The 23,505-nt window shown below is 65.5% G+C and carries 20 protein-coding genes; 8 read left to right on the plus strand and 12 right to left on the minus strand.

The features are described 5' to 3' along the window. The first annotated feature begins 50 nt into the window (after positions 1-50). Positions 51-551, plus strand: coding sequence for a DUF1993 family protein (locus JNG39_RS09405; RefSeq protein WP_368310981.1), 501 nt, complete (start codon positions 51-53; stop codon positions 549-551). 44 nt (positions 552-595) lie between these two features. Here JNG39_RS09405 and JNG39_RS09410 read toward each other — a convergent pair whose 3' ends face one another. From JNG39_RS09410 to JNG39_RS09420, 3 genes are read right to left on the minus strand one after another with little or no spacing between them, the layout of a single operon-like run. Next, on the minus strand, positions 596-1,177 hold the full coding sequence (locus JNG39_RS09410; RefSeq protein ID WP_368310983.1) for an FUSC family protein: 582 nt from the start codon (positions 1,175-1,177) through the stop codon (positions 596-598). Between the two features lie 19 nt (positions 1,178-1,196). Beyond that, a complete protein-coding gene (locus JNG39_RS09415; protein WP_368310985.1) occupies positions 1,197-1,958 on the minus strand; it encodes an ABC transporter permease in 762 nt (253 codons plus the stop codon). After that, positions 1,955-2,902 carry an ABC transporter ATP-binding protein gene (locus tag JNG39_RS09420; protein ID WP_368310987.1) on the minus strand — a complete coding sequence of 316 codons (948 nt, stop codon included), beginning with the start codon at positions 2,900-2,902 and terminating at the stop codon, positions 1,955-1,957. The genes JNG39_RS09415 and JNG39_RS09420 overlap by 4 nt, the downstream gene beginning before the upstream one ends. Positions 2,903-3,038: 136 nt before the next feature. Here JNG39_RS09420 and JNG39_RS09425 point away from each other — a divergent pair, with 136 nt between their 5' ends. The 4 genes from JNG39_RS09425 to JNG39_RS09440 all read left to right on the plus strand — a co-directional run bounded on the left by JNG39_RS09425 (position 3,039) and on the right by JNG39_RS09440 (position 6,648). Further along, positions 3,039-3,530: a DUF1993 family protein gene (locus JNG39_RS09425; RefSeq protein WP_368310988.1), complete on the plus strand. Its 492-nt coding sequence runs from the start codon at positions 3,039-3,041 to the stop codon at positions 3,528-3,530. Between the two features lie 139 nt (positions 3,531-3,669). Beyond that, positions 3,670-3,948, plus strand: a complete 279-nt coding sequence (locus JNG39_RS09430) for a DUF2188 domain-containing protein (protein WP_368310990.1) — start codon at positions 3,670-3,672, stop codon at positions 3,946-3,948. Between the two features lie 67 nt (positions 3,949-4,015). Then, complete coding sequence (gene dinG / locus JNG39_RS09435; protein WP_368310992.1) at positions 4,016-6,112, plus strand: ATP-dependent DNA helicase DinG; 2,097 nt, start codon at positions 4,016-4,018, stop codon at positions 6,110-6,112. Then, positions 6,109-6,648, plus strand: a complete 540-nt coding sequence (locus JNG39_RS09440) for a HutD family protein (RefSeq protein WP_368310994.1) — start codon at positions 6,109-6,111, stop codon at positions 6,646-6,648. The genes dinG and JNG39_RS09440 overlap by 4 nt, the downstream gene beginning before the upstream one ends. 106 nt (positions 6,649-6,754) lie before the next feature. Here JNG39_RS09440 and JNG39_RS09445 read toward each other — a convergent pair whose 3' ends face one another. Beyond that, positions 6,755-7,123 (minus strand): hypothetical protein, encoded by a 369-nt coding sequence (locus JNG39_RS09445; protein ID WP_368310995.1) that lies wholly within the window; start codon positions 7,121-7,123, stop codon positions 6,755-6,757. A 79-nt stretch (positions 7,124-7,202) separates the two neighbouring features. Between JNG39_RS09445 and JNG39_RS09450 the strand changes: the two genes are divergently transcribed. Beyond that, the gene (locus JNG39_RS09450; RefSeq protein WP_368310997.1) at positions 7,203-7,700 is read left to right on the plus strand and encodes a lipocalin family protein; all 498 of its coding nucleotides are present in this window, start codon (positions 7,203-7,205) and stop codon (positions 7,698-7,700) included. A gap of 35 nt (positions 7,701-7,735) precedes the next feature. Here the strand turns inward: JNG39_RS09450 and JNG39_RS09455 are convergent, their stop codons facing one another. The 4 genes from JNG39_RS09455 to JNG39_RS09470 form a co-directional block, all read right to left on the minus strand. Continuing rightward, positions 7,736-8,371 (minus strand): hypothetical protein, encoded by a 636-nt coding sequence (locus JNG39_RS09455; protein ID WP_368310999.1) that lies wholly within the window; start codon positions 8,369-8,371, stop codon positions 7,736-7,738. A gap of 37 nt (positions 8,372-8,408) precedes the next feature. Then, positions 8,409-8,867 carry a hypothetical protein gene (locus JNG39_RS09460; protein WP_368311000.1) on the minus strand — a complete coding sequence of 153 codons (459 nt, stop codon included), beginning with the start codon at positions 8,865-8,867 and terminating at the stop codon, positions 8,409-8,411. Between the two features lie 145 nt (positions 8,868-9,012). After that, complete coding sequence (locus JNG39_RS09465; protein ID WP_368311001.1) at positions 9,013-9,651, minus strand: hypothetical protein; 639 nt, start codon at positions 9,649-9,651, stop codon at positions 9,013-9,015. Continuing rightward, the gene (locus JNG39_RS09470) at positions 9,648-14,570 is read right to left on the minus strand and encodes a putative toxin (RefSeq protein ID WP_368311002.1); all 4,923 of its coding nucleotides are present in this window, start codon (positions 14,568-14,570) and stop codon (positions 9,648-9,650) included. The genes JNG39_RS09465 and JNG39_RS09470 overlap by 4 nt, the downstream gene beginning before the upstream one ends. Positions 14,571-14,779: 209 nt before the next feature. Here JNG39_RS09470 and JNG39_RS09475 point away from each other — a divergent pair, with 209 nt between their 5' ends. Both JNG39_RS09475 and JNG39_RS09480 read left to right on the plus strand, forming a co-directional pair. Continuing rightward, positions 14,780-15,169, plus strand: coding sequence for a YchJ family protein (locus JNG39_RS09475; RefSeq protein ID WP_368311004.1), 390 nt, complete (start codon positions 14,780-14,782; stop codon positions 15,167-15,169). Further along, complete coding sequence (locus JNG39_RS09480) at positions 15,166-15,471, plus strand: hypothetical protein (RefSeq protein ID WP_368311006.1); 306 nt, start codon at positions 15,166-15,168, stop codon at positions 15,469-15,471. The genes JNG39_RS09475 and JNG39_RS09480 overlap by 4 nt, the downstream gene beginning before the upstream one ends. Here the strand turns inward: JNG39_RS09480 and JNG39_RS09485 are convergent, their stop codons facing one another. The 4 genes from JNG39_RS09485 to gltB all read right to left on the minus strand — a co-directional run bounded on the left by JNG39_RS09485 (position 15,472) and on the right by gltB (position 23,254). Continuing rightward, a complete protein-coding gene (locus tag JNG39_RS09485) occupies positions 15,472-16,266 on the minus strand; it encodes an SDR family NAD(P)-dependent oxidoreductase (RefSeq protein ID WP_368311008.1) in 795 nt (264 codons plus the stop codon). A gap of 194 nt (positions 16,267-16,460) precedes the next feature. Further along, entirely contained in the window at positions 16,461-17,216 is a 756-nt protein-coding gene (locus JNG39_RS09490; RefSeq protein WP_368311010.1) for an NRDE family protein, read from the minus strand. Between the two features lie 153 nt (positions 17,217-17,369). Further along, on the minus strand, positions 17,370-18,806 hold the full coding sequence (locus tag JNG39_RS09495; protein ID WP_368311012.1) for an FAD-dependent oxidoreductase: 1,437 nt from the start codon (positions 18,804-18,806) through the stop codon (positions 17,370-17,372). Beyond that, positions 18,803-23,254 (minus strand): glutamate synthase large subunit, encoded by a 4,452-nt coding sequence (gltB, locus tag JNG39_RS09500; RefSeq protein WP_368311014.1) that lies wholly within the window; start codon positions 23,252-23,254, stop codon positions 18,803-18,805. The genes JNG39_RS09495 and gltB overlap by 4 nt, the downstream gene beginning before the upstream one ends. Positions 23,255-23,505: the final 251 nt, after the last annotated feature.

Raw genomic sequence — 23,505 nt, forward strand, 5'->3', positions numbered from 1 at the left:
CAATACGCGACCCGGCGGCCATTCCGGCCGCCCCAGCCGAGAGTCGCGCCATGTCCCTTTCGATGTACCAGGCTTCCGTCCCCGTTCTCGTCCGCGCGCTGAAAGCGCTGTCGGGCGTGCTGCAGAAGGGCGCGGATTTCGCCAGGGAACGCAACATCGCTCCCGAAGTGCTGCTCAACACGCGCGTCATCGCCGACATGTTCCCGCTGGCCCGCCAGGTGCAGATCGCCACCGACATGGCCAAGGGCGCGGCCTATCGCCTCGCCGGCCAGGACGTGCCGTCGATGGCGGACGACGAGACCACCTTCGAGCAGCTCCAGGAGCGCATCGCCAAGGTCATCGGCATGATCGAAGGCATCGAGCCCGGGCGGATCGACGGCAGCGAAGCACGCGAGATCGTGCTCAAGATGCGCAGCGGCGAACGCCGCTTCGCCGGCCAGGAGTATTTGTTCGGCTACGTGCTGCCGAACGTGTATTTCCATGCCACCACCGCCTACGCGATCCTGCGTGGTGAAGGCGTGCCGCTGGGCAAGGCCGATTTCATAGGCTGATCCACGTCGTGGGAGCCGGCGAAACCGGCTCCCACGAACACCCGTCATGGGCCCGCGTCACGCTCCACGCGATCTTCCAGCCGCGCCACCAGCCAGCCGACGACGAGGGCGCAGAGCGTGCCCAGCACCACTTCACCCAGGCGATAGGCCGCCACCTCCCACCGCGGCCCGGCGGCGGGCACGAGCATCACGATGGCGGTGGTGATGCCGCCGACGCGCGCGGCAGCGCCGTCGCTGACCGTCCAGGACGCCACGGTCACCCCGAACAGCGCCACCGCGAAAGCGACGAACTCGCCGCTGCCGCCAACCCACAGCCCCAGCAGCCCGGCCACGGCGCCGAAGGCGGTGCCCAGCACCCGGTCGCGCCCCGCGCCGCGCGTGTCGCCGAAATGCGGTTGGGTCACGGCGATCGCGCTGATCGCGGCCCAGAACGCCTCATGCGGATGCACGAACTGGCCCAGGCCATAGGCGACGCAGGCCGAGACCATCGTCTTCGCCGCCATGAAGGCACCGACCCGCGCACGCTTGCCCGCGGGCAGCGCGCGGAGCATGCGATCCAGAGCCGCCTGCGCTCGACGCAGGCGACGCACGGCCGGATCGTTCGGCGGAACGGGACGTTCGCTCATGCGTCCATCCTATCGCCGGTCAGGCCTTGAGCTTCCATCCCGTGCGGAAGATCCACCACACCGCGGCCAGGCACACCAGCAGGAAACCCACCGTGGCCGCGGCGCTCACGATCACGTTCACGTCGGCCTGTCCGTAGAAGCTCCAGCGGAAGCCGTTCACCAGGTACACCACCGGGTTGAACAACGTGATCTTCTGCCACACCGGCGGCAGCATCGAGATGGAATAGAAGCTGCCGCCGAGGAAGGTGAGCGGCGTGATCACCATCAGCGGCACGACCTGCAGCTTCTGGAAGTCGTCGGCCCACAGGCCGATGATGAAACCGAACAGGCTGAAGGTGACCGCCGTGAGCACCAGGAAGCCCACCATCCAGAACGGATGCTGGATGTCGTAAGGCACGAACAATCGCGCGGTGACGAGGATCAACAGGCCCAGGATCACCGACTTGGTGGCGGCGGCACCGACGTAGCCGAGCACCACTTCCACGTAGGACACGGGCGCCGACAGCAGCTCGTAGATGGTACCGGCCCACTTGGGCATGTAGATGCCGAACGAGGCGTTGGACACGCTCTCGTTGAGCAGCGACAGCATGATCAGGCCGGGGATGATGAAGGCGCCGTAGGTCACGCCACCCACGTCGCCCATGCGCGAGCCGATGGCGGCACCGAACACCACGAAGTACAGGGAGGTGGAGAGCACGGGCGAGGCGATGCTCTGCATCAGCGTGCGGCCCGTGCGGGCCATCTCGAAACGGTAGATGGCGCGAATCGCGTGGAGGTTCATGCCCCGTTCCTCAGCAAGCCGACGAAAATCTCCTCGAGCGAACTCTCGCTCGAGTGCAGGTCCTTGAAGTCGATGCCCATGCCGCCAAGCGTGCGCAGCAGCTCGGCGATGCCGGTGTCGTCGCCCTGCGTGTCGAAGGTGTAGGTGAGCGTCTGGCCGTCGGCGGAAAGTTCCAGCGGCCAGTGCGACAGTTCGGCCGGCACGGCGGGAAGCGGCGACTGCAGCTGCAACGACAGCTGCTTCTTGCCCAGCTTGCGCATCAGCGTGTGCTTGTCTTCCACGATCACCAGTTCGCCGTGGTTGATGACGCCGATGCGGTCGGCCATTTCCTCGGCCTCTTCGATGTAATGCGTGGTGAGGATGATGGTCACGCCCGACTCGCGCAGGCGACGCACCATCTGCCACATGTCGTGGCGCAGCTCCACGTCGACGCCCGCGGTGGGCTCGTCGAGGAACAGCACGCGCGGTTCGTGCGCCAGCGCCTTGGCGATGAGCACGCGGCGCTTCATGCCGCCGGAGAGGGTCATGATCTTCGCGTCGCGCTTTTCCCACAGCGACAGCTCGCGGAGGATGCGCTCCAGGTAGACCGGATTGGGCGCCTTGCCGAAGAGGCCGCGACTGAAGCGCACCGTCGCCCACACGGTTTCGAAGGCGTCGGTGGACAACTCCTGCGGCACGAGCCCGATGAGCGCGCGCGACGCCCGGAAGTCGCGCCGGATGTCGTGGCCGTCGACGATGACGGAGCCCTCGCTGCCGTTGACGATGCCGCAGACGATGCTGATCAGCGTGGTCTTGCCCGCGCCGTTGGGGCCGAGCAGGGCGAAGATCTCGCCACGGCGGATCTCCAGGTCGACGCGTTTCAACGCCTGGAAACCGCTCTTGTACGTCTTGGACAGGCCTCGCACGGCGACGATGGCGTCCGGAGCCGGATCGATGGGGGACATGGGGGGTCCGTTCGGTGGCGGGGATGGCGGGTGATGGTAGTGGGTTGGGGCCGTTGGTGCAGCTTCAAGGCGAAAACCGTGCTTGAACGCCTCGCTTCAACGCCCCACCATCAGCGCAATACCCAAGGGAACCAACATGACCATCACCCTCCACGACGTCACCGTCGCCGCCTACCTCCGCGGATTCCGCGTCCTCGCCGACCTCCTCGCCAAGGGCAAGGCCCACGGCGGCGACGCCCTGGTCGACCAGCGCCTGGCCCCGGACATGCTGAACCTCGCCGGCCAGGTGCAGCGGGCCAGCGACACGGCCAAGTTCGCCGTGGCGCGCGTCGCCGACGTCACCCCGCCGTCGTTCGACGACAACGAAACCACCATCGACCATCTGCTGGCCCGCATCGACGCCACCGTGAAGTGGATCGAGTCGGTCCCCGTCGAGGCGGTGAACGACGGCGCCACGCGCAGCATCACCCGCGACTTCCGCGGCACCCCGCGCACGTTCACCGCGAAGGAGTACGTGCTGGCCTTCGCCCTGCCCAATTTCTACTTCCACGTGACCACCGCCTACGACATCCTCCGCCACAACGGCGTGGGCGTGGGCAAGCTCGATTACCTCGGCTTCAACGGCTGAACCGCCGCCACAGTCTGGTCGCAAATCCTTGTGAGACAAGGGTTAACGGGTTTTTTAGCCGATAAGGCGTAGGTTCGGATCCAGGGGCCGCACAGCGGCCCCGTTTCGTCAGCGCACCCAACCGTCCAGTGAGGGTCCCATGGCTTCGAGTTCCGCCCAACTGTTCATTCCTTACAGCGAATCGACACAGGGACCGTGGATCGTACGCCGCGCTTCGCTGCCCCTCGGCCGCTACGCATCGCAGGCGGAAGCCATCGCCGCCGCCGAGCAGATGGCGCCCGGCCTGTCCGACCACCTCGGCCGCCCCGTGGAAATCCACGTGCAGCATGCCGACGGCACCTGGGAAGAACACACCTTCGTCGTGGCGGGCCTCGTCGCGGGCGCGCCGCCCGCCGGAGTGAACCACCGACACGCGTGAAGGCCGCGAGGTGAGACGGCGATAAGGTAACCTTGCAAGGTTGCCTTGCCTGCCTGTTGCCCCCTCGATGCTCACCGAAGACACCAAAGCCGCGATCCGTGCCGCCTACGCGCGGCTGAAGGATGGCCTCGCGGGCTTTCGCGGCCGTGCGTCGCAGTTGAAGATGATCGCCGAGGTGGCCAAGGCGCTGGCCGAACCCGCCGGCGCGGCGGTGATCGAGGCGCCGACGGGTACCGGCAAGTCGATGGCCTACCTCATCGCCGGGCTGGAAGTGGCCCGCGCGCAGAAGAAGAAGCTGGTGATCGCCACGGCCACCGTGGCCTTGCAGGAGCAGCTCGTCCAGCGCGACATCCCGCAATACCTCAGCCTGTGCGGCGTGGAGGCCAAGGTGGCGCTGGCCAAGGGCCGTGCACGCTACCTGTGCCCGCGCAACCTGCGCATGGCGGGTGCGGAGCCCACCGCGCAGGCCGGTTTCGATTTCGACGCGGAGCTGGCGCTATGGTCGCGGCCACCGGCCGAACGCGATACCAAGGCCATCGAAAAGCTCGGCAAGGCGTTCGAAGCGCGCGAGTGGAACGGCGACATCGACAGCAGCCCCGAGCCTCTCTCCGACCTCGTACGCGGCATGATCACGACCAGCGCGGGCGGCTGCACCGGTCGCAAGTGCGGCGCCTTCGCGGTCTGCCCGTTCTTCGTCGCCCGGCGTGCCATCGGCGAGGCCGACATCGTGGTGGCCAACCAGGACCTGGTACTGGCCGATCTCACCATGCCGCGCGATGAGGACACTTTCGGCGGCGTGATCCTGCCCAAGCCCGAAGACACGCTCTACATCTTCGACGAGGCGCACCACGTGCCGGGCAAGGCCATCGACCGCGGCGCCGCCGACGTGCACCTGGCCTCCACCGTGCGCCGCATCGGCCGCCTGCAGAACCAGATCCACGGCGCCTATTCGCTCACCGACAAGGAAACCATCGGCAATCTCTCGCTCGAGATGGGCGACGAGAAGATGGTGGAGCTGTCCAACGCGCTGGAAGAGATGGAACGCGAGATCCGGCTCGGCTGGACGCCATCGTCGAGCGAAACCGACCCCGTGTTCCGCGCCTCGCTGGGCCAACTGCCGGACAACTGGAAACGCCACGCCGAATACCTCCACCTGCTCACCAAGGACATCCAGCGCTGGCTGCGCACCGTGCGCCGCACCGTGGTGGAAATGGAAGCCGGCGGCCCCACGCAGGAAGCGCTGTCCCGCGAGCTGGGCGTGGCACTCGAACGCCTCGATCGCCAGGTGCGCACCTGGTACGCGTGGTCCACCGACGATCGCGAGAACGGCCCGCCGCTCGCGCGCTGGGTCAGCATGACGGCCGACCAGCAGCTCATCTGCCACGCCTCCGCCGTGTCGGCCGGCGGCCTGCTACGCAGCGTGCTGTGGGACAACGCCTCGGCGGTGGTGATGACCTCCGCCACGCTGAGCGCGGGCGGCAACTTCCGCGGCTTCGCCGATTCGGTGGGTCTGCCCGACGAATCGGTCACGCTCAGCCTGCCCTCGCCGTTCGACCTCGAGAAGCAGGCCACGCTCGCCGTGCCAGCGCTGCGCACGCTGCCAGACGATCGCGAGGGTCATGCGCGCGAAGTATCCGAATGGCTGGCGAAGCACCTGGACTGGGACGCGGGCAACCTCGTGCTGTTCACCTCGCGGGCCAAGCTCGACCGCGTGTTACAGATCCTGCCCATCGAACACGTGCGCAAGGTGCGCGCGCAGGGTTCGTTGTCGAAAGCGCAGCTCATCGCCGAACACTGCGCCGACATCGAAGCCGGCAAGGGCAGCACGCTGTTCGGCCTGGCCTCGTTCGGCGAAGGTCTCGACCTCCCCGGCAAGCTCTGCGAGACCGTGGTGGTGACGCAGCTTCCGTTCGCGGTGCCCACCGACCCGGTCGGCGCCACCTACGCGGAGTGGCTCGAATCGCGCGGCCGCAACCCCTTCATCGAAGTGAGCGTGCCCGATGCCACGCGCATCCTCACGCAGTACTGCGGCCGCCTCATCCGTACAGAAACCGACACGGGGCGCATCGTGCTGCTCGACCGTCGCGTGATCACCAAGCGTTACGGCACCGGCATGTTACGCGCGCTGCCGCCGTTCGCCCGCGAGATCGAGCGTGTCGCATGAAGATCTTGCGCTTCGATGAACTCCAGGCCGTGCCGTGGAAAAACGGCCTGGGCATCACGCGTGAGATCGCGGTGTTTCCCACCGGTGCGGGCATGGACGATTTCCTCTGGCGCGCAAGCATCGCCGATGTCGACACGGCGTCGCCGTTTTCCGTGTTTCCGGGCATCGATCGCACCATCGTGCTGCTGGAGGGCGACGGCTTCACGATGACGCTCGAAGGCGAGCGCGAACACGCGCTGACCGAGCCGTGCGTGCCGTTCTCATTCGCGGGCGAAGCGCGGGTGACCGTCCGCCTGGCGGGTGGGGCGACGCGGGATTTCAACCTGATGGTGAGGCGCGGGGAGATGCATGGCAGCATCGATACCATGCGCGGGCCTTGCACCACTGATCTCGACGCATGCGTTGCGTTTGTCCATGTCGCCCGTGGCGAGCTCCGCGCGGGCGACCTGCACGTTCAGTCTGGCGATACCATCTTCGCGGCAACCGAGGTCGAACTCATGCCCGGCGCGATAGCCCTGGCGATTCGGCTCCGTTGATCGCCGACACGGTCGGCTCCCACCCTTCGGTAGCCAGCTTGACGCGATCTTGCTACCGAAGGGTGGGAGCCGATCGTATCGGCGAAACCCGCCGCGACCGCCTTGCCTATCCCCTCACCCAAAGGTCGACCGAGGTCAACTGGTACTTCACCGGCGGAACCGCCGCCTGCCAGCCGTCGATACCGGGAAACACCGACCCGAGCGCGTCGACCAAGGCATCAAACCCCTTGTCATGCTCCGACACGGCCAGCAGGTCGTCATCGGCGTGGAAGAACAGGAACACGGTGTCGTAGGACGCATCGTCCCGATTCCCCGCCTCCACCCGACGCACGGACGCCACGGGCAGTTCGCGCACGCTCAGCGGCCCGGATACGTGAACGATCGTCCCTTCCACGGGATCGAAACGCACGCAGGGGCGCGTCGTCAGCCGCTCGCGCAACCGCCCCAGCAAGCCCGGTGGCTCGTTGTTCCCCATGCGCCCGTCCCCCAACACGGTTCAATCGGGGTTCACCCCTGGCCGGCATCGTAGAAGGTCGTTCCGACGGAATCCAGCCATGCCCCCTATGCCATCCAGCCAGGCCGTCACGGCCGTCGCGGACCTCGACCTGGCCCGCTACGCCGGTACCTGGTACGAGATCGCCCGGCTGCCGATGTACTTCCAGCGCAAGTGCACGGGCCAGGCCATCGCCGAATACACCCCCAACCCTGACGAGACGGTGACCGTGCACAACCGTTGCCCGGGGCCCGAGGGCAAGGAGCTATCCGCCCTCGGTGTCGCCCGGCGGCCGGAGCCATATGCGAGGGGCAAGCTCCAGGTCACCTTCGCGCCCCGCTGGTTGCGCTGGCTCCCGGTGGTATGGGCCGACTATTGGGTGCTCGCGCTCGACGAGGATTACCGTTGGGCGATGGTGGGCGAGCCGAGGCGGAAGTACCTGTGGATACTCTCGCGCACTCCTTCGATGGACAGCACGACGTTCGCTGCTTTGGAAAAACAGGCCGTCGACATGGGTTACGACCTCCGCTCACTCATCGTTGCGGGCCTGGTCGATTAGCCATTGCCGGGTTTGCACCTCCAAGAACTCGCACTTCATAGCGCGATGATCAACAGCACGTCCAGAATCGCGCCCAGGATAAGCCAGCGGCAAATCGTCCGTAGACACAGGGCTACAGGATCCTTCGGTAACGGGTGATCGGTAAAGATCATACGCAGCCCCATGCGGAAGCGACGGCCATCGAAGCGCCCGGTCGCTTCCGACCGCCTGGGATCATGGCGAAGCACCATGATACGGGCCAATGACGTGACGGCCATCCAAAGCATGAAGATCACGTAGCCTGCCCAGAACGACGGCGACTTCGTCGAAGGGTTAAGGGCGACGGCCAAGTCGTCGCCCTGGGCCGCTCGATGTATCGAGAGCGAGACGTACCACCACGCGCATGCGGCCACCGAAACCACAAACATGACAGCACGCATGACCCAAGCGGTGGCAGTCGCCATACCTGCCGGAATGTATGCCTTTCCCACCATCGCGCTTTCTTCGTAGCGCAGATGCGCGACGTTCAAGCGCCCAGGCGGCCCTAAATCGATATGCCGTTCCAGGATGTATCGAAACCCTAACGACAGGAGTCGTGCGACGATCACCAGTACGAAGAGAAGAAGCGTACATGACGCCAGAAAGTCGTCGGGGGTAAGGGCAGGACATCCCGACGCCTCTGTCACCTGCACGCCGGATGTCCTTGACGACTCATGCGTGTAGCTCACTTTAAGGCAATATCTCCGGCCGCAACCACAGCCGTGTGAGCCCTCTACCATCCAAGGCAGCGACGCACCCGTCTGCAAACTCCACCACAAACTGATCAGGATCGTCATCCAATCCGATACGCAACCAGCCATTTGAAGGATCGAACACAACGGGCCAGCGCTCGGTCGATGCAGTGATCCTTTTGGAGGTACCTGGAAGCAACTGTTCCGTCAGGCGCAGCACGCCGAGCTCGCGATCCGGCACGTGCACCGTCCCTTCACGCCATGACGAATGCGGACAAAGTCCCCAAACGAACATCATTTCCCCTTCTTCTGAACATTCGATCTGAATGTCGTTTACGAGCAGGGAGCTCGTGCCGCCCGCGGGCTTATCCAATGTGTCCAGGGAAAACTCGTCGGAACGGTAGATGAGCTTTCCACTGAAACCCAAACGGTCCTTCAGGAATTCAATAGCTATCATTTTCCCATCCCGACATGGAAGCGGAAGATCATTTGTCGAGCGTCAGGTTAGCTATCGCACGCAGGAGCATTGCCTTGCAGGATGAGCCGGACCCCTCATCCGCCTCTCTGAAATTAAACGAGTCAGGACAAACCCTACCTCCGACTCATGGCCGCCTCGCCTGGCTGACCTTCCGCGCCATGCGCCTCATCTTCTTGATCTCTTTACCCAACACCGGATCGTCGCGTAATTCATGGAGCAGCATCTTTGCCTTCGCATGCCCTGAACGCGCCAGCGCGGAAAGTAGAGCCTGACGTTCGTGTCCGAAGCGTGGGTCACGGAGGATATCCGCCATGTCGTCGAGCAGGCTGTCGTCCGACGCACCATTCAACGCGATGCCGGCGGCCCAGCGGAGGCCGCCTGTCATCTGAGAGGGGGCGGCCTCGAAGAAATCGCGCAGTTGTTGCCAGGCATGCCGCGCTTCCGGCACGGCGAGCGAACGCAAGATGCCTTCGATGACCCTTTCGGGATACGGCTTGCCCAGATGCTCAAGCAACACGGGAATCGCCTTCGGATAGGGATCTCTTGTCTTGACGAGATCCCACGCCGAGTCGACTTCGACGCCTGCATCGCGAAGGGCCTGGACCAGAGGAGCTTCGGCCAACGCGAAAGCCGCTTGCTTCTGCTTCATCTCCTCCTCTCGCCGGGCCCTCATGGCCTGATACTCGTCCCACTTGCCCTCAGCCTTCAGCTGAGCATCATGCTCGGCAAGCGTCATGTACCCCGATTTTTTCTTGTCGCTCATTTGAATGGAATCTCTTTGATGACGATGTCACCCGCATCCCTGGCCTTGAGAAGAGGGCCACTCAGCTTTGTTCCTGGCCTGACATACAGATGAAATCCACGACCCGTGCTCTTGGCAAACTGCGCAAAATCGCGTAGTTGCGCAGTATAACTGAGAGATGCGACGTTCTTGACCTCGGAAAGAACGTAGGTGGTCAAGCCGTCCGGAATTCGATTGACCCCGTTGACGACAATCCCTTCCTTTGGCCCAATATCGACGGCCGCCCGGACGGCTTCCTCGCCCGCCTGTCCCACGCGAACCGCTTCAGCCCCTCCGCGTAAGGCCGGCTCCGCGGCTCGAACCAGTTTGACTGCAGGGAAGGCAGCGGCCAGCTCCAGAGCAGCGCCCTGCTTGTCCGCTCCACTTACATTGTCCCAGCCCTTGTCCGCGATCTGGCTGACGCTTTCCGCGCCCAGGTAATGCCATGCCGTACCCGCGAACGTCCAGCCGAAGGCACCCACGCTGTTACCGTGGGAATACGCGTCGTCGCGCGCGCCGTCAATCAGTTCGCCGACGCTCTGGCGTCCATCGGGATCGCTGAATCGGTATGGATTGTCGTTACCGTAGGCGTAGCGATTGAATCCCGCCAGGTCGGCCATCTTTACCGACACCGGATCGACGGAGGTGAAGCGCCCGATATTCGCGTCGTAGTAGCGGGCACGGAAGTAATCCAGTCCGCTTTCGTCGTCCTGGATGTTGCCGATGTAACCGCGGTCACCTACGCCGTTACCGATGAAGTAGCCACCGTAAGGCTTGTGATCGGTCGTATTGATGAACTGACCGGCCGTGTTCGTCGTGCCAAGCGGCGTACCTTGCAGGTCGGTGTAGTAATAGGTAACGAGCTTGGGCGTGCCGGGAACCGCTTCGCTGGTGGCGACGAGCTTTCCACTGAGGTAGATGTAGTTCGTGCCGATACCGGTCGCCTCAGCGAACTTCCACATCAACTGCCCGGAGTTGCTGTACGCGTAGTACGTCGTGCCCGCCGAGGTCACCTTCTTCACGCGCTGGCCGGCGGCGTCGTAGGTGTACGTACCTTTGCCGTCGATGGAAAGCAGGCGGTTGGCCAGGTCGAAGCTGAAGTTCGACGCGTCGCGCCCGGCCACATTGCCCTGCCCGTCGTATCGGAGCGAGTGCACCGTCGCCGCGCCGTTGGTGATCGACGCCAGGCGATTGGACGCGTCGTAGTTGTAGATGTTGGTACCGCTCGAATTCGAGACGCTGCGCAGGTTGTTCAACGTGTCGTAGGTATACGACTCGCTTCCCCAGAGATTGCCGGCACTCGCCGCGGATAGCCGATCCAGGCCGTCGTAGCTCATCGACTTGGTGCGGACGTTGTTGGTGGCGACGTCGTTGAACTGAGTGATGTTTCCCACCGCGTCGAAGCTCAACACCTCCGATATGACCGGGGTCACTCCGCTGGTGCTGTAGGTGAACTTTCCGATGGTGTCGCGTGCGTTCTTGGTGCCGACGTAGGTCGCGCCACTGCCCATCTGGTAGAACTGCAGCTGACCGTTCTTGAACTGCGAAATGGCCGTGACATACGGACCCACCGTCGTCGGCATGCCGACGACGTTCGGGTTGTATGGCACCACCTCTCCGTCCGGATAACCCACCGCACTGACGGCGGCGTTGCCGTCGTAGGCGTAGTTGAGTGTCCAGTTGTGACCGTCGACGGAAAGGGTCTCCGACGTGAGCAGACCGCGCGCGTTGTGGCCGAACGTCCAGCTCACCATGCCGGAGGTGGCGGTAGCCTGGTTGCCCAATACGTCATAGGTGAAAGTGCTGGGCGCGGTACCCAGCGGATATACCACTGAGGTCAAGCGGTTCATCGCGTCGTAACCGTTGACCGTCTTCAGGCTGTCGGCCACCTGATCCTGGCCGCAACCCACGCCGTTGAACGAGGCCCCGGATACGCTCCAGGCCACGTTATCGGCGCCGTCGTAGGCCATGATCGTGGTGCCGGACTCCGGCTCGGTCGTGCGGCAGAGTCGGTGCAGGCCGTCGTAGGCGAAGCTGCGAGTGGCCGATTGGCCCGCCCCGCCCTGGGTGACGGAAAGCGGGTTGCCGTAGGTATCGCGATCGATGGTCTGTACCACGCTCTCCGGTGCATCGATACGCACGGCGGCGTCCCATGCCGGCATATCGAAAGCCTGGTAACTGGTCGTGGTCACATGGCCCTTGGCGTCCGTCACCTGCCTGCGCGTGCCGGACAAGTACGAAGTACTGGTCGGAAGATCGCCGATCTCCGAAGCCTGGCGCGTCAATACCGGTCGATCGAGCACGTCGTAGGCCGTGGCGACGCCTTTGTCCATCGTCGAGGGAAACGGCGCGCCATCATTCCAGTAGGACTGAAACGTCTTGCGGCCCTTCCAGTCGTAATCGGTGCGGTTGCTCCAATAGGGATTGTTCGTAGGCGAATGCGAATCCTGGATGATCGGTCGCAGCATCGCGTCGTAATAGGTCTGCTCGACGTCCTGGCCCTGCGTCAACGTGCGACGCCAATGCACGCCGCCGATGTTACGGTCCGGTGCGGGCATGAACTCGTAAACGATGGTCTTGGTATTCCAGGCCGTGGAGTCGCCGGTGGGATACACCACGGACGACAGGCGACCGATCGCATCGTATCCGTAGTTAGTGACGGCGCCCTTCTGGTTGGCAATCGCCGTGATCTGCCCCAGGTCGTCCACCGCCAGGGTCTTGGTGGTGTTGTCCGGGTAGAAGATCCATCGAGGAATGCCGCGATAGTAGTTCTGCAACGACGTCGTGTGGTTGTTCGCATCGGTGAAGCTGACGAGCTGGCCCTGGGTGTCGTACGTGTAGTTCATCACCGTCTGGCCGAACCGCTTGCGCGATTGCAGGGTCTGGTCGACGGCACTGAACACACCCTCGCTCACCGTTTCGCCGGTCGACAGGTTCTCGCTCTTCGACGGCACGCCGACCACCCAGTGCGGGAAGTCATTGAGGAAGGTCGCCCGTTCCTTCACGTAGAAGCCGACGCTGCTGAAGCGCTCGGTCACGGTGGGCCTGCCCAGCGAGTCGTAGGCCAGGGCATCCCAAGTGTATGTATCGCCTTCTTCGGTCGTCATCCTGACCGCGAGCGGGATCTTCTCCTGCAAGCGATCTGAGTTGACGCGTTGCTGCGGCGCGAAACCCCAGGGGTGCGCGTATTGCGAGGCGCGGCCATCCAACGTGGGGTTCGGGTTGACATAGGTATAGGTCGTCACCCGCCGCAACGTGCTGGTGTCGGCATCGGCATCGAAAATCTCTTCGCCGGTGAGCAGGCTTTCGCTGTAGTCGAAGCGATTGCTGAAGGTGCTTCGTTCGGCATGGCCATCGGGATAGACCAGCTTCGTCCACACCGTGGACGCACACCCCGAGGCGCAGTTCTTCGACCAGCTCTCGTTCGACGGCGAGTAGGCGTAAGTCCAGGTCTGGGTACCGACGGCGCCGCCGATACCCAGCCCCGTGCCCGACAACTGTCGCTGCGTGATCGCGAGGCTGTACCACGCATTCGGCTGCGTGGCATACGTGCCCGGCGCGGTCGGCTGCACGAGGTTGCCCGCACCATCGACCAGGCAGGATTGCGGCACGAACGAACGGCCTCGCCTCACGGGCGTGACGGTGAAACTGGCGGACAGTCCCGACGGATGAACCATGCGCCCCACGAACGAGCCGGTGCCCGCGTTACCCAGTCGATCGCACGTACCCGGACTCCCCCCCAGGTTGATGCTGGCGAGGTTCAGCTGGCTGAGGTCGAACGACCACGATGAGCCGTCGGGTTGGCCTATCGAGGTTAGTTGCCACTGACTGTTCAGGAGGGAATAGCCATACGTCCAGGTACGAACGCCGGCCGCATTGCCTTGCACGCTCACACTCGAGATGCGAGGCGTACCGGGCTGATAGGCGATGGTGACGTGGCGACCGTCGCTGGCGGTGATGTCGGTCACCTGGTCGCCGCTGTAGCTGTAGGAAATCCAGTTGCCAAAGCGGTCCTGCACGCGCGTGACCAACATGCGCCCTTCACGGCGCAGCAGGAAATCGTCGCTCGACACCAGTACGCCACGAGTGCTCAGCGCACGAAAACCGCTCGAGGCGAACAGCGACCGGTGCAGCGTTGGCATGTAGCGGTATGACAGATGATCCAGCCAATAGCGCGTGCCATCCGGAGCGATCGCGAGGAAACCCTGCGTCGACGGATCCGTGCTCGCGTGCTGCACGCAGCCGACGGCCCAATCCTGGGTCGTCACGATGGGAAAGTCGGGGAAGCTCGCCTGGATGAAGCTGGAACTGGGGCTGGCGGTGTTCTGCGTCGAGCGATGGAGCAGATCCATGCTGCCATGGCCCGGAATGCGAAGGTGATATCCGTCCCACCACGTCGCGGGGTTCCAGTCGACGCGAGCCGAGTCGCCCGCCGGTCGGGCCACGGTGGGCGGTTCCCGGAACCCCGTGCAGATATCGGTCTTGGCGACGGTGGCGACCTGCCAACCGGTGACGTTGCTCTGGTTGGCCGTATTGGTCACGATCTCCGGCAGGGCGAGGTCCCAGTCACCGAAGGCGCGGTTTTGCTGCTGGACGATGTCGTTGGTCGACTGGATGGTGTATTCGCGACCGATGGTGATGGTCGGCCCCGTACCGGGTACGGTGATGTCCGTCTGCGCGAACGACAGGCTGCCGTCGTACAGCGATATCTGCTCGCCGAACGGCGTATCGCCCAGGGGTTGGATATCCTCGTTGATCTTGACGAGTTTCTTGTACTCGTCCTCGGGCGTGACCATGGTCTGTGCGTGCGCACTGCCCATGGCGAATGCCAGCATGGCCGCGGCGAACACGCGCCGCCCCCAGGCACGCCCGACGGCGGCCAGTTTCATCTGCGACGACATTCGTGAACCCCTGTATGCGTAAGCCGGGAAAGCCTTCCCCGAACCGTAAGTCATGTCCCTGACTCCCCTGTATGCCATGTGGCGTCGGTGAGTCGCGTCTGGCGCACCTTCGGTTTAACCCTGGCGCAAATTCGCAATATCTTGCCGCCCGGTCGTTGAAGACGGAGACCGATCCCGCCACCATGGGAGGCTCCAACCCGGATGTGCCCATGACCGAGTCTCGCCCGTGCCCCTGCGGCAGTGGAACCTCCCTCTCTGCCTGTTGCGGCCGTTGGCATGCCGGCGGCGCGGCGCCGACGGCGGAAGCGCTGATGCGATCGAGGTACAGCGCTTATGTACTCGGCCTGGAGGATTACCTTCTGGCCAGTTGGCACGACAGCACCCGTCCCGCGTCGCTCGAGCTGGAAACGCAGTCGCCGAAGCCGACCTGGCTCGGCTTGACGGTGAAACGTCATGAGAATCCGTCACCCGATACCGCCATCGTCGAATTTATCGCACGCATGCGCATCGGCGGTGGCAGCGCGCAGCGCATGCACGAAGTCAGCCGCTTCGTGCGAGAAGATGGCCTCTGGTATTACGTGGACGGCGACGTCTCGTGAATCGACACGACGCCGTCGTCTGCCAGGCTATCGACGAGATGCGCCTGCTTCTCGTCGACTACGGTGGCCGCAGGAGGCTCGTGCAGCCGCACGTCTATGGCGACGACGCGCACGGCGATCGCCTGCTGAGCGCCTACCAGGTCGATGGCGGCAGCGCGTCGGGCGAATCGAGGGGGTGGAAAAGCTTTCGGATGGATCGCGTCGGCGCGATCGGACTCACCGACGAGCGCTTCCATGCGCCGCGTCCGGAATTCCAGCGGAACGACGGGGCCTTCGCCCGCATCGTCCGCCAGTTGGGCTGATCAGACGATCGAGCGGGTCACGCCGCCGTCGACGCGAATCGCCGCGCCGGTGGTGCCCGAGGCTTGCTCGGAGGCGAGGTACACGCAGGCGTTCGCCACTTCCTCGACGCTGAGCAGACGCTTGATGAGCGACGTGGGGCGATGCGTGGCGATGAAGTCCTGTTCCACCGCTTCCTGCGTCTTGCCTTGGTCCTTCGCGATCTTGCCGAAGAATTCGCTCACGCCTTCAGACAGGGTCGGGCCCGGAAGCACGGCGTTCACCGTCACGCCGGTACCGGCGAGCACTTCGGCCAGGCCGCGCGACACGCCGAGCTGCGCCGTCTTGGTGACGCCGTAGTGGACCATTTCCGCGGGGATCTGCACGCCGGACTCGCTGGAGATGAACTGCACGCGACCCCAGCCGCGATCGGCCATGCCCTTGGCGTAGTGACGCGAGAGCCGCACGCCCGAGTTGACGTTGATCTCGAAGAAGCGGCTCCACTCGGCGTCGTCGATGGCGAAGAAGTCCTTCGGTTCGAAGATGCCGAGGTTGTTGACGAGGATGTCCGTCTGCTGCACGGCGGCGATGAGTTTGGCGGCGCCTTCGGCGGTGCCGAGGTCGGCGGCCACGCCGGAAACGCGTGCGTCGGGCAGCTGCTTGCGGATCTCGGCGATGGCTTCGTCCACGCGCGCCTGCGTGCGGCCGGTGATGACGACGCTGGCACCGGCGGCGGCCAGGCCCTTGGCGATGGCCAGGCCAATGCCGGCGGTGGAACCGGTAACGATGGCGCTGCGCTTGCCGAGGTCGATGTTCATGGTGCGCTCCGGGAAGGAAAAAGTGATGGCACCATCGTCGGGGTGGAGGCGACGTGGATCAATCGCCGGGCGGGCAAAAGACTTTCGCTCGTGGAGGGAATATCGCGACCTGGATTCGCCGATGCGATCGGCTCCCCCCCCTTCGGTCGCAGGTCTCCTACCGAAGGGGTGGGAGCCGATCGCATCGGCGAATCCTACGTAGCGGGCGGCAGGTCGATTCGGGTCTCGCCCGCCGGAACGCCGTTCGGCCCGAACCGCCGCTCGATGACGCTCGTCGCGTCGTCGTAACCCACGAGGATCACCGTACTCGCCCGGGTGCCGTAGTGTTCCCCCGCAATGAACGCGCTGGACAGGAACCGTTCGCGCTCGACGCCTATCCCCGTATCCGGTAGCAGGTCGTCCGGCCAGCGGCCTGGATCGGACAGCATCCCGAACAGCGACGCGATGTCGCCATCCCACTGCCCGAGCTTCGTCGTCAACGCACGCGTCTTCGGCCAGGGCGCGTTGAAGTCGGCGTTGGACAGGCCGTGTACGCCATCGGTGATTTCCTGCCGTCTCGCCTCCGGGTGGTTGCCGAGGTAAAAGCCCTTCTCGCCGTCGAAGGTGAGCAGGTTGAACGGGCGGTAGTCCTTCGCGGCCGCCATCAACTCGCCGGCATGCTCGGCTGCGGACACGTTGGAGCCGAGGTAATCGGCCACGAGCAAGCCCCGGGACAAACCGTCGTGGTTCGCTTCGGGATCGCGAACGTTGGTGATGACGCTGACGCGGCCATGGGGTGCCACGCCGGCCCACGTGCCTCCCGCCTCGAGGTCGCGGCCCGCTACGACCTGGGGCGCTTCGTCCCACGAGGCGAGGGGCGCGGTGGGGCGGGCATGGAACTCGTCGCGGTTGCCGGCGAGGACGAGGCGCCAGCGCGGATGGACGCGCCAGGCGAAGGCGATCAGGCACATGAGGAGCAACCCGAGGGAGGCATGGCCCCCATTCTGCGCCTGCGCCCTTTCAAGAGCGAGCAGGCGTCCTGGCCAGGGCGAGAACCGGCGCCGTGGGTACGAGCCTTCGCCGGTGCAACGGATACCGGCCGTATCGAACCACGGCGAGGCGTATCAGGCCGCGACCGTCGCTTTCACCTTGCCCTCGGCCAGCATCCTGACGATGGACCCGGCGGCTTCGCGACCGTCGTACACCGCACGCACCACGAGGTCGGCGCCCCGCACGTTGTCGCCACCGGCGAACACCTGCGGATGGCTCGTCTGGTGAGGCAGGCGTCCCTCGACGCCCGTCACGATGCGTCCGCTGCGATCGCGGTCGATACCGAACGCCTCGCACCAATCCGGCGGGCTCGGCTGGAAACCGAAGGCCTGGATCACCACGTCGGCACGCAGATCGGTGTCGCTGCCTTCGACGTTACGCGGCCGCGGACGCCCGTCGCCGTCGTCGACCAGCTCCGTTTCCACCACACGCACGGCTTTCACCTTTCCACCTTCGCCCACCAGCGCGACGGGTTGTCGGTGGAAGAGGAAACGCACGCCCTCCTCGCGGCTGTAACCCACCTCACGACGCGAACCGGGCATGCTGGGCTCGTCGCGTCGGTAGACGCAGGTGACCGAGGCCGCACCGAGGCGGATCGCGGTGCGGTTGCAGTCCATGCCCGTATCGCCGCCGCCCAGCACCACCACATGCTTGCCCGCGAGATCGTATTCGGGCGAAGGCGACTCGTCGCGTAGCAGGCGCTCGGTGTTGGCGATAAGGAAAGGCAGCGCATCGTGCACACCGGCGAGCTCACGCCCTTCGAGCCGCCCGTCGACGTAGGTGTACGCGCCCGTACCGACGAACACGGCATCGTAGTCGGCGAGCAAGTCGTCGAAGGCGATGTCGCGGCCGATCTCCACACCGAGATGGAACCGCACGCCCATGCCTTCGAGCACGGTACGGCGCGTGAGTACCACGTTCTTGTCGAGCTTGAACGGCGGGATGCCGAAGGTGAGAAGACCGCCGATCTCGCGCTGACGATCGAACACGTCGGCGGCGATGCCCGCGCGACGCAGGCGATCCGCGCAGGCCAGGCCGGCGGGGCCGGCGCCGACGATCGCCACGCGCGCGCCGGTTTCCTTCACGCGCGACAGATCGGGGCGCCAGCCCTGGCGGAAGGCTTCGTCGGTGACCCAGCGCTCGACGCTGCCGATGGTGACCGCGCCGAAATCGCCCTGTTCCAGGGTGCACGCACCTTCGCAAAGGCGATCCTGCGGACACACGCGGCCGCAGATCTCCGGCAACGGGTTCGTCTCGTGCATCAACGTGGCCGCTTCGAAGAGACGGCCGTCCTGCACCAGTTTCAACCAGTTCGGGATGTAGTTGTGCACCGGGCAGGCGTGCTCGCAATACGGGTTGCCGCAATCGATGCAACGCCCGGACTGCTGCGATGCCTCGGTGGAGGCGAAGTCGCCGGAAATCTCGCCGTAACCGAGCACGCGCACCGGCACCGGCACCGTGCGCGGTACCTGGCGCGGAAGATCGAGGAAACGGAAGTCTTTCGCGCTCATGCCGCGCTCCTCAATTCTTCGGCCAGCGCATCGAGACTGGCCGCCTTGGGTTTCACCAACCAGAACCGTTGCAGCAACCCGCGGAAATCGCCGAGCACGCGACGCCCCCAGGCGCTTTGCGTGAGTTCGGCATGGCGCTCGATGAGCTGGCGCAGGTGCTGCATGTAGTGTTCCATGCCCTCGTGCGAGATGCGCACGATGTCGACGAGTTCGTGGTTGTAGCAGTCGACGAAGTTGCGGTCGATGTCGAGCACGTAGGCGAAGCCGCCCGTCATGCCCGCACCGAAGTTGAGACCGGTACGTCCCAGCACGGCCACGACGCCGCCGGTCATGTATTCGCAGCAGTGGTCGCCCGCGCCCTCGACCACGGCCAGCGCGCCGGAGTTGCGCACGGCGAAGCGCTCGCCCGCCTGTCCGGCGGCGAAGAGCTCTCCTCCGGTGGCGCCGTAGAGGCAGGTGTTGCCGATGATCGAAGCGTCCTGGCTCGCGAAAGGCGAATCCTCCGGCGGGCGGACCACGATGCGGCCTCCGGCCATGCCCTTGCCCACGCCGTCGTTGGCTTCGCCGACCAGCTCGATGTGCACACCGCCGGCATTCCACGCACCCAGGCTCTGGCCCGCCGCGCCGCGCAGGCGCAGCTCGACCGGCCTGCCGCTCATGCCCGCGTCGCCCCAGCGGCGCGCCACCTCACCGGACAGGCGCGCGCCGATGGCGCGGTCGGTGTTGGCGATGTCGTAGGCGAACGCGCCGCCCGTGCCGTGCGCGACGGCCTCGCGCGTTTCGGCCGAGATGCGGTGGGCGAGCGTGGCGGGGTCGCGCACCGGGTTGCGTGCGAACGTGCAGGCGAAATCCACCTCGGTGCCGAGTCCGTCTTCGCTCACCAGCGGCGCGAGATCGAGCCGTTCCTGCACCGCGGTGACGCCTTCGCGCCGGTCCAGCAGCGCGCTTCGTCCGATCAGCTCATCCAGCGAACGCATCCCCAGGCGAGCCAGGTGGTGGCGCACGTCTTCCGCCACGAAGCGGAAGTAGTTCATCACCATCTCGGGAAGCCCGATGAAGTGCTTCTCGCGCAACACCGGATGCTGCGTGGCGACGCCGGTGGCGCAATTGTTGAGATGGCAGATGCGCAGGTACTTGCAACCCAGGGCCACCATCGGCCCGGTACCGAAGCCGAAACTCTCGGCGCCGAGCATCGCCGCCTTGATGACGTCCAGGCCGGTCTTGAGGCCCCCATCGGTCTGCAGGCGAACGCGTCCGCGCAGGTTGTTGAGGCGAAGCGTCTGCTGCGTTTCCGCCAGGCCCAGCTCCCAGGGCGTGCCCGCGTACTTGATCGAGGTGAGCGGGCTCGCACCGGTGCCGCCGTCGTGGCCGGACACGGTGATGAGATCGGCACCCGCTTTGACCACGCCCGCCGCCACCGTGCCCACGCCCGCATGCGACACGAGCTTGACCGAGACCAGCGCGTCGGGATTGACCTCCTTGAGGTCATGGATGAGCTGAGCGAGGTCTTCGATGGAGTAGATGTCGTGGTGCGGCGGCGGCGAAATCAGGCCGATGCCCGGTTTGGCGTAACGCAGCCTCGCGATGGTGGCGTCCACCTTGTGACCCGGCAGCTGGCCGCCCTCGCCCGGCTTGGCGCCCTGCGCGATCTTGATCTGCAGCACCTCGGCGTTGACGAGGTAGGCCGGCGTGACGCCGAAACGGCCGGAGGCCACCTGCTTGATCTTCGATGCGCGCTCGGTGCCGTAACGCACGGGATCTTCGCCGCCCTCGCCCGAGTTGCTTCGCGCGCCCAGGCGGTTCATCGCGATGGCGAGCGCCTCGTGCGCCTCGGGTGACAACGCGCCCAGCGACATGCCCGCCGAATCGAAGCGACGCAGGATGGACTCCACGGGCTCCACCTCGTCGAGTGGCACCGGCGTACCCGCGCGCGGCACGAGCAGGTCGCGCAGGGCCGACGGCGGTCGCGTGTCGACGTGATGCGCGTAGGTCTGGTAGTCGCGCCAGAGTCCCGTGCGCACCGCCACCTGGAGGCTGGCGATGACGTCGGGGCCGTACATGTGGAACTCGCCGCCATGCACGTACTTGTAGAGACCACCCGCGCGCAGCGCCAGGGCTTCGTCCCAGGCTTCGGCGGCGAGGATGCGCTGCTCCTGCTCGAGATCGGCGAAGGTCGAACCGCCGATGCGCGAGGGCGTACCGGGGAAGCAGAGCTTCACCACGTCGGGCGACAGTCCCACGATCTCGAAGAGCTGCGCGCCGCGATACCCCGCGACCGTCGAGATGCCCATCTTGGAGAGGATCTTCAGCAGGCCCTTGCGAATGCCGCGACGGTAGTTGCGACCGATTTCACGCGGCGCGCCCTCGCCCTTGCGCAGGTGGCCGCTGCGGCCGAGGTCGAACAGGCTCTGGTAGGCCAGCCAGGGATAGATGGCCGTGGCGCCGAAACCGAGCAGGCAGGCGAAATGGTGCGGATCGCGCGGCGTGGCCGTCTCCACCATGATGTTGCACTGACATCGCAGGCCCGTGTCCACCAGGCGCGCATGCACGGCACCCGTGGCGAGCAACGAATGGATCGGCAACAGGTCGCGGCGTGGATAGCGGTCGCTCAGGAACACGATCGTCGTGCCGCCGCGCACCGCGGCTTCCACGTCGTCACAGAGGCGCACGAGGGCCTGCTCCAACGTGTCGCCGTCGCCGTACATGAGGTCGAAGCGCGGCGTGTCGGCGTAGTCGGGATGGGCCAGGATCTGGCGCAGCTTGCGTTGCGAGAGGATCGGCGAGTTGAGCAGGATCTGCTTCGCGTTTTCCGGACCGAGGTCGAAGATGTTCCGCTCCTGGCCGATCTGCGTCACCAGCGACATCACCAGCCGCTCGCGCAGCGGATCGATGGGCGGGTTGGTGACTTGCGCGAAGCCCTGGCGGAAGCGATCGAACAGCGGTCGAACCTGCCGGGAAAGCACGGCCATGGGCGTGTCGTCGCCCATCGAGCCGGTGGCTTCGGCCTCGGTTTCGGCGAGCACCTTGAGCACCGATTCGCATTCCTCGCGCGACAGACCGTAGAGCTTCTGGTAACGGCGCAGTTCGTCCGACGGCAGGGGTTCGGCCGCGAGGCTGGGATCGATGAGGTCGGATTCGAGATAGGTGACGCCGTCGCGCAGCCAGTCGCGGAACGGTGCGCGCGCGCGGTTGATCGCATCGATGTCCGCGTCGCGCAGCAAACGGTGCTCGCGGAAATCCACGGCGATCATCTCGCCCGGCGCGAGGCGTCCCTTGGCGACGATGCGCGCGGAGGGAACGTCCCAGAGGCCGGCTTCGGAGGCGACGATCAGGTGGTTGTCGTCGGACAGCGCCCAACGCGCGGGGCGCAGGCCGTTGCGATCGAGCGTGCATGCCGCGTAACGGCCGTCGCACATCACCAGGCCCGCGGGACCGTCCCACGGTTCGCTGTGCAGCGCGTAATACTCGTAGAACGCGGCGAGGTCTTCGTCGATGTCCTCGCGCGCGGCATACGCCGGCGGCACGAGCACGCGCATGGCCGTGAGCAGGTCCATGCCGCCCATGAGCAGCACTTCGAGCGCGTTGTCGAGGCTTTCCGAATCGGAGCCGTCCTGCCGCACCAACGGACCGATGCCGGTGAGATCGACCTTGTCCGAGCGCAGCACCGAACCGCGCGCCTGCATCCAGCGGCGGTTGGCGCGAATGGTGTTGATCTCGCCGTTGTGCGCGAGGAAGCGGAACGGCTGGGCCAGGCGCCAGCGCGGCGAGGTGTTGGTGGAGAAGCGCTGGTGGAATACCACGGCGTCGGCGACCAGGGCCGGGTGGCGCAGGTCGGCGTAGACGTCGCGCAACTTGCCGGGCGCCGCCATGGCCTTGTAGCCGATGATCTCGCCGGACAGGGACACCACGTAGAACTGCGGATCGTCGGCGAGCCGCTGCTCGGTGCGGCGGCGCGCGCGAAACAGTGCCGCTTCGAAGGCGGCCGGCGCGAGGTCGGCCTGCGCCTCGACGAATACCTGGCGCACGAGCGGCATGGATGCCGCGGCAAGCGGCCCGCACGCTTCGGCGTCGACGGCCACGTCGCGCCAGCCCGCCACGCGCAGGTTCACCTGGGCGAGTTCTTCGGCCAGCACGTCGGCCGATGCTTTCGCATGTAACCGATCGAGGAAGACCAGGCCCGCCGCGAAATGCGTGGCGAGCGAAATACCCGCATCGGAGGCGAGCGCGCGCAACCATTCCACCGGCCGGCGTATGAGCACGCCGCAGCCGTCGCCGCTGACACCGTCGGCGTTCACGCCGCCGCGGTGGGAAAGTTTCGCGAGGGCCGCGAATGCCGTGTCGACGAGCGCCGCGCTCGCGTGGCCGTCGACCTGAGCGACGAGACCGAAGCCGCAGCTGTCGTGTTCGAACGCCTCATCGTAGAGGCGCGGAATGCCTTGCTCCACCATCCGCCTCCTCGTGGCATTGGTTTGTGCTGGGGAATGCAACGCCGGGGAGGGTTGCGCCTCACTGTAATCGCATTTGCCGCGTTGCGTCAAAGCCACTTAGACGTCCAAATGAAAATTGAACGGAATTCCTAAGAAACGGGTGCCCCGCAGAGCGGCGCCGGCAAGGCGATCAGGCCGGTACCTCCGTCGATGGAAAGCTGGCCGAAAGCTTGCTGCCGAAGGGGTGGGAGCCGATCGCATCGGCGAACCGG

It is taken from the genome of Luteibacter sp. CQ10 (assembly GCF_040900725.1).
In the GTDB taxonomy this organism is placed as follows: Bacteria; Pseudomonadota; Gammaproteobacteria; order Xanthomonadales; family Rhodanobacteraceae; genus Luteibacter.

What these genes read in the sequence shown, in the direction of transcription:
- JNG39_RS09405 (WP_368310981.1), top strand. Translation starts at nt 51, where the DNA reads ATGTCCCTTTCGATGTACCAGGCTTCCGTCCCCGTTCTCGTCCGCGCG.
- JNG39_RS09410 (WP_368310983.1), bottom strand. Translation starts at nt 1,177, where the DNA reads ATGAGCGAACGTCCCGTTCCGCCGAACGATCCGGCCGTGCGTCGCCTG.
- JNG39_RS09415 (WP_368310985.1), bottom strand. Translation starts at nt 1,958, where the DNA reads ATGAACCTCCACGCGATTCGCGCCATCTACCGTTTCGAGATGGCCCGC.
- JNG39_RS09420 (WP_368310987.1), bottom strand. Translation starts at nt 2,902, where the DNA reads ATGTCCCCCATCGATCCGGCTCCGGACGCCATCGTCGCCGTGCGAGGC.
- JNG39_RS09425 (WP_368310988.1), top strand. Translation starts at nt 3,039, where the DNA reads ATGACCATCACCCTCCACGACGTCACCGTCGCCGCCTACCTCCGCGGA.
- JNG39_RS09430 (WP_368310990.1), top strand. Translation starts at nt 3,670, where the DNA reads ATGGCTTCGAGTTCCGCCCAACTGTTCATTCCTTACAGCGAATCGACA.
- dinG (WP_368310992.1), top strand. Translation starts at nt 4,016, where the DNA reads ATGCTCACCGAAGACACCAAAGCCGCGATCCGTGCCGCCTACGCGCGG.
- JNG39_RS09440 (WP_368310994.1), top strand. Translation starts at nt 6,109, where the DNA reads ATGAAGATCTTGCGCTTCGATGAACTCCAGGCCGTGCCGTGGAAAAAC.
- JNG39_RS09445 (WP_368310995.1), bottom strand. Translation starts at nt 7,123, where the DNA reads ATGGGGAACAACGAGCCACCGGGCTTGCTGGGGCGGTTGCGCGAGCGG.
- JNG39_RS09450 (WP_368310997.1), top strand. Translation starts at nt 7,203, where the DNA reads ATGCCCCCTATGCCATCCAGCCAGGCCGTCACGGCCGTCGCGGACCTC.
- JNG39_RS09460 (WP_368311000.1), bottom strand. Translation starts at nt 8,867, where the DNA reads ATGATAGCTATTGAATTCCTGAAGGACCGTTTGGGTTTCAGTGGAAAG.
- JNG39_RS09465 (WP_368311001.1), bottom strand. Translation starts at nt 9,651, where the DNA reads ATGAGCGACAAGAAAAAATCGGGGTACATGACGCTTGCCGAGCATGAT.
- JNG39_RS09470 (WP_368311002.1), bottom strand. Translation starts at nt 14,570, where the DNA reads ATGTCGTCGCAGATGAAACTGGCCGCCGTCGGGCGTGCCTGGGGGCGG.
- JNG39_RS09475 (WP_368311004.1), top strand. Translation starts at nt 14,780, where the DNA reads ATGACCGAGTCTCGCCCGTGCCCCTGCGGCAGTGGAACCTCCCTCTCT.
- JNG39_RS09485 (WP_368311008.1), bottom strand. Translation starts at nt 16,266, where the DNA reads ATGAACATCGACCTCGGCAAGCGCAGCGCCATCGTTACCGGTTCCACC.
- JNG39_RS09490 (WP_368311010.1), bottom strand. Translation starts at nt 17,216, where the DNA reads ATGTGCCTGATCGCCTTCGCCTGGCGCGTCCATCCGCGCTGGCGCCTC.
- JNG39_RS09495 (WP_368311012.1), bottom strand. Translation starts at nt 18,806, where the DNA reads ATGAGCGCGAAAGACTTCCGTTTCCTCGATCTTCCGCGCCAGGTACCG.
- gltB (WP_368311014.1), bottom strand. Translation starts at nt 23,254, where the DNA reads ATGGTGGAGCAAGGCATTCCGCGCCTCTACGATGAGGCGTTCGAACAC.